The organism is Nostoc sp. UIC 10630 (genome assembly GCF_010747425.1).
Lineage (GTDB): Bacteria > Cyanobacteriota > Cyanobacteriia > Cyanobacteriales > Nostocaceae > Nostoc.
In genome coordinates this window covers 1-9986 of the sequence record NZ_JAAGOG010000247.1, presented here as the reverse complement: position 1 = coordinate 9986, position 9986 = coordinate 1, and the positions used below count along the sequence as shown (strand labels likewise).

Annotated in this window: 16 protein-coding genes; 2 read left to right on the top strand and 14 right to left on the bottom strand. The window is 42.8% G+C overall.

What is annotated here, in order from left to right:
• Window positions 1–191, bottom strand: a 191-nt coding sequence (locus G1O98_RS33430; protein ID WP_163937657.1) for a WGR domain-containing protein, incomplete at its 3' end; no start/stop codon positions are given.
• A gap of 151 nt (window positions 192–342) precedes the next feature.
• Window positions 343–1965, bottom strand: a complete 1623-nt coding sequence (locus G1O98_RS33425) for an AAA family ATPase (protein WP_163937654.1) — start codon at window positions 1963–1965, stop codon at window positions 343–345.
• A gap of 37 nt (window positions 1966–2002) precedes the next feature.
• Between G1O98_RS33425 and G1O98_RS33420 the strand changes: the two genes are divergently transcribed.
• The gene (locus G1O98_RS33420) at window positions 2003–2236 is read left to right on the top strand and encodes a hypothetical protein (RefSeq protein ID WP_163937651.1); all 234 of its coding nucleotides are present in this window, start codon (window positions 2003–2005) and stop codon (window positions 2234–2236) included.
• 62 nt (window positions 2237–2298) lie between these two features.
• Here the strand turns inward: G1O98_RS33420 and G1O98_RS33415 are convergent, their stop codons facing one another.
• The 10 genes from G1O98_RS33415 to G1O98_RS33370 form a co-directional block, all read right to left on the bottom strand.
• Window positions 2299–2511: a DUF2997 domain-containing protein gene (locus G1O98_RS33415; RefSeq protein WP_163937648.1), complete on the bottom strand. Its 213-nt coding sequence runs from the start codon at window positions 2509–2511 to the stop codon at window positions 2299–2301.
• 3 nt (window positions 2512–2514) lie between these two features.
• Window positions 2515–2964 carry a DUF1257 domain-containing protein gene (locus tag G1O98_RS33410; RefSeq protein ID WP_163937645.1) on the bottom strand — a complete coding sequence of 150 codons (450 nt, stop codon included), beginning with the start codon at window positions 2962–2964 and terminating at the stop codon, window positions 2515–2517.
• 133 nt (window positions 2965–3097) lie between these two features.
• Window positions 3098–4171 carry a hypothetical protein gene (locus tag G1O98_RS33405; RefSeq protein WP_163937642.1) on the bottom strand — a complete coding sequence of 358 codons (1074 nt, stop codon included), beginning with the start codon at window positions 4169–4171 and terminating at the stop codon, window positions 3098–3100.
• 167 nt (window positions 4172–4338) lie between these two features.
• The gene (locus tag G1O98_RS33400; protein ID WP_345940622.1) at window positions 4339–4632 is read right to left on the bottom strand and encodes a hypothetical protein; all 294 of its coding nucleotides are present in this window, start codon (window positions 4630–4632) and stop codon (window positions 4339–4341) included.
• Window positions 4633–4669: 37 nt separating this feature from the next.
• Window positions 4670–4954, bottom strand: a complete 285-nt coding sequence (locus G1O98_RS33395) for a hypothetical protein (protein ID WP_163937639.1) — start codon at window positions 4952–4954, stop codon at window positions 4670–4672.
• A 224-nt stretch (window positions 4955–5178) separates the two neighbouring features.
• The gene (locus G1O98_RS33390; protein WP_163937636.1) at window positions 5179–5733 is read right to left on the bottom strand and encodes a hypothetical protein; all 555 of its coding nucleotides are present in this window, start codon (window positions 5731–5733) and stop codon (window positions 5179–5181) included.
• Between the two features lie 135 nt (window positions 5734–5868).
• Window positions 5869–6777: a hypothetical protein gene (locus G1O98_RS33385; RefSeq protein ID WP_163937633.1), complete on the bottom strand. Its 909-nt coding sequence runs from the start codon at window positions 6775–6777 to the stop codon at window positions 5869–5871.
• A 77-nt stretch (window positions 6778–6854) separates the two neighbouring features.
• Window positions 6855–7652 (bottom strand): hypothetical protein, encoded by a 798-nt coding sequence (locus G1O98_RS33380; protein WP_163937630.1) that lies wholly within the window; start codon window positions 7650–7652, stop codon window positions 6855–6857.
• 158 nt (window positions 7653–7810) lie between these two features.
• Window positions 7811–8005: a hypothetical protein gene (locus G1O98_RS33375; RefSeq protein WP_163937626.1), complete on the bottom strand. Its 195-nt coding sequence runs from the start codon at window positions 8003–8005 to the stop codon at window positions 7811–7813.
• A gap of 164 nt (window positions 8006–8169) precedes the next feature.
• Window positions 8170–8481 carry a helix-turn-helix transcriptional regulator gene (locus G1O98_RS33370; protein ID WP_163937623.1) on the bottom strand — a complete coding sequence of 104 codons (312 nt, stop codon included), beginning with the start codon at window positions 8479–8481 and terminating at the stop codon, window positions 8170–8172.
• 146 nt (window positions 8482–8627) lie between these two features.
• Between G1O98_RS33370 and G1O98_RS39140 the strand changes: the two genes are divergently transcribed.
• Complete coding sequence (locus G1O98_RS39140) at window positions 8628–9086, top strand: KilA-N domain-containing protein (RefSeq protein WP_243458619.1); 459 nt, start codon at window positions 8628–8630, stop codon at window positions 9084–9086.
• On the opposite strand, the gene G1O98_RS33360 is transcribed toward G1O98_RS39140, so the two are convergent.
• Both G1O98_RS33360 and G1O98_RS33355 read right to left on the bottom strand, forming a co-directional pair.
• Window positions 9059–9391, bottom strand: coding sequence for a hypothetical protein (locus G1O98_RS33360; protein WP_163937620.1), 333 nt, complete (start codon window positions 9389–9391; stop codon window positions 9059–9061). The two genes, G1O98_RS39140 and G1O98_RS33360, sit on opposite strands and share 28 nt — an antisense overlap.
• Window positions 9392–9571: 180 nt before the next feature.
• Entirely contained in the window at window positions 9572–9847 is a 276-nt protein-coding gene (locus tag G1O98_RS33355; protein ID WP_114082187.1) for an HU family DNA-binding protein, read from the bottom strand.
• Window positions 9848–9986 lie beyond the last annotated feature (139 nt).

Sequence of the window (9986 nt, the reverse complement as noted above, 5' to 3'; positions counted from 1 at the left end):
ATCATCTTTTCGGCTACTAGATTGTTGAATTTGCTAACGGCTCTCTGATGATTGCCTAATGTGTGAACTTTGGTTTGCGCTTGATAACCGACTCTGCCCCACTGCACTGTTAAGTTACCATCTTCGACAATGGCCGCCCAGAATTTATTGCTATTTTGAATTGCGTCAACAAAGACTAAATAGATTTCCATCTTTCTTACCCTGTCAATTTCCTAACTTCAGGGCATTGCCCTATCTGAGATAGATATACTGAACGCGATCGCTACGAACTTAAAAGAGCGATGGCGTACCTGCCCGCCGTAGGCGATCGCCCCCATAGATCAGGAGACAATCGCTTTTTCATCAGTTCATATTCCGAAACTTAGCAGCACGCAAAGATTGAGTTTTCGCTGCAACCACAGGACTGCTAGCCCGTCGTGCAGTGGATGCCCATGCCTGCATCCGCTCGACTGCCGCAGCGTCCTGAATCGCAAGCGGGGTAATGGTTTGACGACAAGCTTCGAGATCAGCAAGTGTTACCTGCTGCGGTCTATCCTCATCGAATGCCAGCAGAGCAGCTTCAGATGCTAGTGTTTCCAATTCAGCACCGGAGAATTTCGCGGTGTTGGCTGCGATCGCTTCGAGGTACTCTGATTCCAGGTGAATGCCAAAACGTTGTAGATGAATCCCTAGAATTTGGACTCGCTCTGGTTCTGTGGGAAGATCAACAAAGAAAGATTCGTCAAATCTTCCCTTCCTCTTGAATTCACTTGGTAGTGCTGATGGGTCATTGCAAGTAGCTACAATAAATACCCCAGCAGTACACTCACTCATGAACGTAAGTAAAGTTCCAAGAATCCTTTGACTAACACCTGAAGTATCACCCTGACCAGAAAGTGCTTTTTCCACCTCATCAATAAACAAGACACAAGGTGCGATCGCGGATGCTGTTTTCAGTGCGCGTTTAACATTACCTTCGGATTCGCCAACTAGTGAACCTAGAAGGGACGCAATATCGAGTTGCAGAAATGGTAGATTAAGTATGCTAGCGATGTTTTTGGCACAGTGAGATTTTCCTGTTCCGGGTGGGCCAGCCAGCAATACACCTTTTGGTTGGGGTAACGAGAGACTTCGCGCCTCTTGCGTGAACAGCCGCCGCCGCCTCATCACCCACTCGCGCAGAAGATCCAAACCGCCGAACGGGATTATTGCAGGTTTCCCTAGTTCGATACCCATTTGAGAGAGTAGCCGAGTTTTGTACTCGACGGCTTTGGGGATAAAGTCAGCGTCAACTACGACACCATCATTAGTTAAGTTTTCTTTGACTGTTAACCGAAGGAAATCACTAATTTCTTCTAAGGTTAAACCCAACGCTGCACGAGAAAGAGTTTCAAATTCAGTATTTTCAAGCGTAACAGTAAAAGTCAATTCCTGCTCCCTAGCAGACTGTTGTAAGTCATGCAAATAAGAAGTGATATGTTCAAGTATTTGCTCAATACTAGGTAAAGGGACTTCACAATAAGGAATCAATCTGACTAGAGATTCGTGTAATTGTATGTTCTGACCCAACAAGACAATGCGTTTATCTGTGGGTTTTAACCTGTGGTAAAGGTTTTTAATCTTGCTTAAAATTTCCCAACTCAATTGGGGTGAATTCTTAGCAATAAAGGGGTGAATATCTCCGAGGATAAATACACCATTCCCACTAAAGTTAGCAATGTAATCAAACACATATAATAATGGGTCAGCGTGTTGTGGTCTTTTATACTCTGCAACTGGTTTAAACACCAACCCCCCATCTGCTGCGATTAAACATTGCTCCAAAGTTGATACTCCCAGATTCCAGAAGAAAACTGGACATGAGAGCTTATTTTTAGCTTCAGCAGTCAGCCACTGAATAATCGTCGCTTCATCAGGAGATAGAACATCAACCGCAGCGATGGGAATTTGTGAATCTAGTGTGGAGAGAAGATTTGAGAGGTTCATTATTTTTCAATTTAATATGGTATGCAGCTAATTCATCGTGAGTATTAACAAGTCTCACGACTACTTCATAAACTTCGGCATCGCCGTCGAAAACCTCTGCTGTACCGTTGTTCTCTTGGTAGGCGATGCCTACGGCGGTAAACTACGCTGTTACTATGGCATTCAACAGCACACACAAACCTTCAGTATTCGGCTTGATGATCACGGAAAAAGCGTGTTTTCTGTTGTCCGTAAATGTGAACAAGTGGGTATTCTTTTGGTGGGTAGATAAAATCTCTTGGGAGAACCACGACAATAAAGCAATTGGCAATAGTCGCAGTTCTCCTTTTCTTATTACTGTCTGAGTCTGGTTTGGTGAGTTGAAGTTGTACGAAGCTGTTGGGTTTGGGCTTCGTCCTTAAACGTGCGATCGCTCTCGCTGACAACTCCAAGTGCTTCTTCAAATGGTTGCGTAGCCGATAAACAACTCACTCCCTCGAACCCCTCCGCCTCCACGCGAACTTCACCTGTAGCGCTGTCAAAATGAATCAATATTGAGCGTTCCATAATTTATCTCCGTGCAAATTGTTTAACTTCCTGATGTCCGGCAAAAGTCAGCCGTAGAGTTTGCACACTCCCGTTAGTTAATTCAGCGATCGCACATTCACCAAATTTTTCTTGTAACTCGGCAGCTTTGACACGAACCAAATGCTTACCATAAGCCAGCATTAGTTTATTGCTGAAAAAGTCTTTGCCTAGCTTCGGAACTGTCTCGTAACTGTCGTGTATCACATCGTACACACCACTTGACTGATTCCACTTGAACCCGATGTCTGCACGGGCTTTTATGGTGCGACCAGATACGATAATTTCAGCGCTTTGTCCAAGATAGCCACCGTAGTATCCTTTTAAGGGCTGCGCTTCTTCATGAACTTGCGGATTCAGCTTCAAATCTTGTAAAGCTTGTATTAGACATTCACGGTTAGCAAGCTTGGTTTTAACTGTTGAGAAATGCGACATTTTTGGCTCCAAGGCTTTCAAATTGGTTTGAGAAATAGTACAGGTGCGCTATCCTTTTTGGGTTATTCTGGAAACTACATACGAATACGTTGGTCGAGTCTTGAGCGAATGCACCTTCGCCCAAGACTGTTTTTTACCTAAACTTGAAAGACATGACCGTAGCTTTCGATAAGCCCACGTCGTCAGCTGCAAGTGATTGTAGATTGCGTTGTTCATCTAACAACTTGGTGCGAATCTCTTGCATCTTTTGCTGCAATTGACTGCGCGTATCAGAACCAAGATTTTTGGACTCAATCGCTGGCTCGTTAACGATAGAATCTAAGTGCGTCATCATTGCCTCCAAGCTACTGCCTGCCTCCGGGTCAGCATTCGCTAGTAGTACCTGAACCTTCATCAGATGGCGTTGCATCTTCTTTTTAAACTGTACGGGCTTGCGTCCTGGCTCCCAATCAGCCAACTCTTCGAGCAACTGTGCGGCTAGTTGTTCACCGCCAGCGATCGCTGATTCCCGTAGCCTTTGCTCTAGATTTTGGTCATACTGTTGGATGAACTTGGTAATCTGGTCTAGGCATTCGGCTTGCTGCTGGTTCAGTTGTTCGGACAATGCCGGGATAATCACCGGACGACCAATAACGACCTGCAAATAGTCTTCGAGATCGGTCAGAGTTGGGAATGCTCTTAACAAGTTGGCTTTAACTGACTCTTGCTTATCCTGTGCTAATTCCCAGGTGTTAAGCGAGAGGAACTGATCAATCCGCTCTTGATAATCAAGCAACCCTGTTTCGTAATCAACTTTAAGCTGATTCCTTAAACTGGGAGCTACATTATCCCTAATATTGATTAACTGATTCCACACGAGTGGAGCTAAATCAATCGGACAAACCCAATCACCAGTATCAGCAGACATCCACTCTTGAACTGAAGCAATCTCTTGACGCAATTGGGCAGCAGCTTCATCAAGCTTTTTAAATACCTTTATACCTCGCAAACCGACTTCAGAATTTGTAACTTTCACGAGGTCTGATTCAATTTCAGAGACTTCAGCTTTTAGCACATCCGCCCATTTAGGAGCGGCAGACTTTGTACTTTTCTTTAGCTGAATGCGAAATCTAATGCGAGTTTTATTTAACTGTGAGAAATTGTGGCGCTCGACTACTGCATCAGTTAGGAAATTTGCAGCAACAGGGTTGTCAATTACTTGTACCATGATTATTGACCTCAATCATTATTTTTCACTTTCAATTAAGCGAAGCTTTCTTTGTGGCTAGTTTTCAATTTGTGGATGCCTGCAATAGCTCTATGAATTGTTTTTGTAGAGCTATTTTGTAATCGGACAGGTCTTTTGATAACTGGTGGCTTATGTATCGACATAACTCAAAATAGCTGAAGTTGCTGTGAATTATCCTGTACCACAGGCTTGTTATAAGTCATACCTTCGACTTCATAACAACGTGTCATAAGTTTGTTTCGATTTAGTCGAAAGCTGGCTTTTTTTCTTTGATTTGGCAGAGGTACAAATAGATACTGTAGATGTTGGATAGTACCTGCATCGCCTAAGTATCGACAATGTGTACCGTTGATTTGGTAAACTTTTGATGAGCTTAACAGTGTCGCGTCATACACTTTAATCAAATTTAATTCCATCTCATTAGCAGTGAAGTGTGCCATAATTTGTCGTGGAATCGATTTTTCTCTACAGTCAGATTTAATCAGCCTGACTGTAGAGTTTTTCACGCATAATCTGATTCAATTTCTCCTTTGATTCATCTGACAGAGCATTAAAATCAAACTCTTCAGAGTTCAAAACTTCATCAAGACTTGTTGACTCATCGATAATGTTTGCAATCAAACAAGATTCATCGCTGTAGTTCCAGCCATTTGCTAAAAGCCACGGCAGAATTCCCTCAGATTGCAATATTTTCTCAATGTCGAATGAGTCAGAAAACTGCTGTAAGTTTTCGATATTGGGGTGAACGATTGTAATAGTCATCGCTAATTATTTGTGATTGATTAAACAGCACTGTTAGCTGTAGACAAAGCTTGAGTAACTTATAACTACAGTCTCTCAAGCCCTGTTTACAACTTTTGCAGTCACAGTTTCGACATAAGTCAGTAATGTCTTTGTCAATCAGATGTGCAATGTTAGATTCATGAATGAAGCTGATTTTAGTGACACACAAGGCAGGATTTACCTGCCTTACTTCATCTTTAGGACTAAAACGCAATCTCATTCGCCGCTTTTATCACAGCTAAAGCTTGTTTACTGATCTCTCGCCACTCTGTTTGCTCGTTGTAAGATGCCATGACTAATTCCGACCCAAACCACACCCGACAGAACAACACGTTTTCATCTGTCGTCCCCGGAGTAGGCTGTAGTGTGATAGGAGAATACAATTGTTCTGGGGTCAAAGTTGCGATCGCCGCAAGTATGCACTTTGAGAAATGCGTATCGTAACCTGATTCTAAAATATACGTCCGGTCTGCTTGAATAGTTATCAGTAACTTGCAGGTTTCTTTTTTGCGGCGTTCTGTATTCTCAAACCGTAGTTCTTTAAGATATCCAGTTAAGGCAGTTTGAGGGACATCACTCGGTTCACCATTGAGTGTGTACCACAATCCTCCGTGCTGACGATTGCAGTAGATTTTACAATTGCCAGCTTCAGAGTGCAATCCCAGTTTTGGCTTATTGATTGCTGCAACTAACTGCTTAAGTAATTCTTCCTGGCGCATTAAGGCAGCAAGTAATTCGGAATTTTCTTGAGGGTTCATTGTTCAGTACCAATACATTTCACTTTCGCATTGGCGAAGCCGTTTAATTGTGATATATGAAGCGTAGAGCCAATAAAATAGCGCTCTTGAATCAACAAAAGCGCTTTTTGTTACTAATTATTTGCCCTGTACAGATTATTGATGTGAATTAAATCTTGCGAGTAAATCTTCACGAGATAGTTCAAGACACAGGGGAGTAAATTCTTCTGGTGTTAGCTGCAACAAATTATCGACCACTCTTGAGAGTTCTTCATCCACAGAACCAAACCGGAATCTCAACAAATTTTCTACAACCTGACGGCGTTCAAGTTGTACTCCTTGCTCTACTCCCTCCTGTACCGCTTGCGCTCTTGCTTCTTGGTAAGCTTCTGTTAAATTCATAATTAATTCCTGGTCATCTTCAGTTAAATCTGTTTGTGTCATTACACTGATACGCCACCTGTAAACCATTTCTAGAACATTACGGCGGATAATATTCTCTGGTGGAAGGGCAACCAGTTCACTTACTGCTTGAATTTGTACCTTTCCCCGACCCAACAGCCTAAACCACAGCGTGTCTGGAGTTCGCGGTAGCTTGTTAATCGCTACTATTTCTGCTCTTACTCCTTCAGGCAGAAAGTACACCCCGCTCATCCAATTATCTAAATCTAGTTTAGCTTCAAAAGCCTTGAGCAGAGCTTTAGAAGCACTGGGAGAAATAATCCACAGTTGTGCTAGCTCGTTCTCCGCTATTGTTGTGTCTTCCCTGTTAGCTTTACGCTGTGCGTCTGCAATCACAGTGAACAATTTCTGTAGACAACTACGTACTTCTGTTCTATTCGGTTGATTGCGAAACGGTTCTAGCAAAGTAGTATTTAATACCGCTATTCTACCCAATAATCCTAAAGTTTCTACATCAACCGCAGATGTCGGTGTTGGCGAAAATAACACATCAACAAATCTTGTTTCATCTGTGACTTCCCTGTTAGTTTTTACTTCCCCAAAGGGAGAAAGTAACTCTTCTAAAAACTGTTTGGCAAATTTATCGTGAGGTTGTTGGGTCATTTTGTAAGGGCGAACTGTGTTTTATTTTACAAAGATTGGTTATGGTTGCATGGTGGGTATGAAAACCCACCTTTTACTTACGCCGCTACTAACTCCCGACGAACTTGCGGCAGTTCAATCGGAGCAGTTGCTCTGGATAGAACCTCTACAGCTTCTTTCACACTCCAATACTTCATGCCATCGCCACAGCGCCAGTAGTATGTCTTGGGGTCGTTTTCCCAGACTTCCTCAGCGTTTCTGACCTTGAAGAGTATGCCCAAGAACTCACCATCTAGATATACATTGTGAGCCGTCTGAAGGCTAGTGCGTCCTACATAAGTCAGTCGATAGCCGTCTACTGGTTCGCACAAGTCTTCTGCACGAGTCCCGCGATACGAACAATTACCGCACCCATGACCTTCGCAGTCTGGACAGATGGCAGCAGGCATATTCCACTTCGGCAAGGTGAAGTCCCATTCAGATGGTGGGGTTAATATTCGAGCCTTGTGAGAGATATAACAACCAGCGTGACCGATTATCTTATCAGAATGGTATTGGACACTCAACGATAGCCAATCACAATCACCTAACAAGCCAATTTTCTCAGAAGCTTGTTTCAATTCCTCATCTTCCTTATGATTGCGCTCTACTGGAGCAGAAAGACTCGCTTTAACCTCTGCAACAGCGCGTTTGAAAGATTGTTTGTGGTAACGAGCATAGCCGTGGATCATTTTTACCCACACGATATCATCCGAGTTTATCCAGATAGTTACTACATCTTCGGGCTTGCACTCTTTTGAATAGTCCGACTGATTGACGATGGTTGCGATGATTTGGCGATCGCCTGTGGTTAGCGGATCTTTTGTTGGCGTAGGGGCTGAAACTTGTGTAATCATTAGAAATACCTCTTAAATGGGTAAAAAGGCGATCGCAAGTTTTCCAGACGCAGCGATCGTCCTATTTTTATTGAGAGTGTTGTGCAAGCACAACACTCTCAATCTAGAATTGGCGAAGCCTTATAAAAGTGTTCAAGGGTAAAGCGTATTAACTGATGTCAAAACACCAGACAGCACAAAGCTGTAGAGAAGATATTGGGATGTAACCGTGTCCTCTGTACAGCCGCGTGATAACAATTGAGAAGGCGATTGAGGAGTTCACAATCGCCTTTGTTCTGCAAAGATTGAAGTTTTTTACAACCAGTTTTTAGACTTGGTGGGTCATCGGAATCATCTCGCGGTGGCTTGGCCATTACAAGTTTTAGGCTGCGGCTGCTTATCCCGCCGGCTATTGGTTTCTAATAGTTTTGTTGCTAATTCAATTGATTGGTTTGAGTTTTGAGCGCTTCTTCCTTTCTCTGAGAGGCATCGCGCTCAATTCCTCTGTTGTATATATAATTTACAACATGGTGTTGTATTATGTCAATAGAGTTTTGCATATTTCTTGTAAACTTTCAGGATTGATTACTAACGCTGGAAATAACTTCCAAATAGGTACATCAAGCGCATTACAAATAGCAAACGCATCTTCTTTGGAAATTGATTCTGGTCTATTTCCAGGGTTTGCCCATTCAAGGTTTTGGATAAAAGTATTGCTGCGACCAGCTTGAATCGCTAATTTATCTCGGCTAGTTTTACCCCGTAGTTTTCTCAATCGCTGTGCTGTTTCTTCATCCCAAGTAAAACGAGATACATAGGGCAGTTTCACAAAACAGACCTCCTCTGTCATTTAGCTCTCCTCTAATTTACAACACCAACTTGTGTTTTGAGAGTTTTTTGATTACACTGAGGTAGTGATAACGCAAAAGCGATCGCCAGCCCGGAAGCAACGCGATCGCTTTGCAAAACTCATTTACAAAAAGTAAGCCAATTATAATGCTGACACACTTTTGGCGTGATTCAGAAATTAACCAAATGCCCCAGTCTGGGCAGATAGCCAAATACACAATACCAAAAGGGTATGTTAATGCTACCCAAATGGCTAGAGCTAACCGTAAACTTTTGTCTGACTACATAAGGCTAAAGTCTACAAAAGACTATTTACAAGCACTTGGGAACGATATGGGAATTCCCATATCGTCTCTAATAATTGAAATTGAAGGGTATGGCAAAGAACAAGGTACTTGGGTTCATCCAGAAATCACCATTGATTTAGCCCGATGGGTATCTGTTTCATTTCGCATTTGGGCAAACATGGTAAGTGTCCCCAGTGCGGTGCATCCTTTGACCGAGACTACACCTCAAGAGTGCATTGGGATTGTGAATGCGGTTGGATGGATGATTCAATTTAAGATGTTCGTACTTTCTTACTTCCTCGCGCTTAATGCCTGCTGACTTAATTGCATCACAATATTTTGGGGCAATGGATCTATGACACCATCATTAGGCAGTGATTGGATAAAAGCTGTTACCTCTTCCCCAGTTTTATATTTCCCTTCACTCCAAGCATCAGCAATCTGTTTCGCCACTCTATTAGCATCGTCTCGCTGATTATGGGCAGTGACACACCCAATATCATTACCTGTAAATGATATCCATGTCTGCCAAAGTCCCGTAACTGGATGCTGAACAATCCCTGTGGTCAGTTCATTGTCCTCAAGTACTGATTTTTTCTTTGGCCCACCGAATCCTTTAAACATGATTTTCTTCAGTAAACGCTATCTTTTCAGAATGCCCAAAATAAATGCAGCGATCCCGCTTGTGTAACATCTGCAATTCAACACTCACGTTACCTCTAACGTTGCCCCACCTGCCTTGACAACAGCGAACGGTACAGCTAGCTTTGCACTAATTGGATTGCTAGTGGCAAAGCAATTCATCTATGGTGCTACTTTTTCTTTAAACTGTTTCCCAGCAGAAAACGCAGGTACTTTGGTCGCTGGAATTGTCATTGGCTCATTCGTTTTGGGATTACGCCCTTCACGCTCTGAGCGATCACGCCGCTCAAATGAACCAAACCCTACCAGCGTTATCTTCTCTCCATTCGCTACAGCTTCGATAACTACTGACAAAAAAGCACTAATGACTTCATCGGCTTGCTTTTTTGTGATGTTGGTCTTTGCTGCTACAGCATCCACTAGTTCACCTTTGTTCATAAATTACCCTGAAGTATTGCAAATAAACGAAATCTAGCATTACTAGCTATTATTAGCAAATAGGGGGCTGTTTTAAGAAATACAGGGCTACTAACAGCAATTCGTCATAAACGGGGGGCGTAGCGAATATAGCATTGCC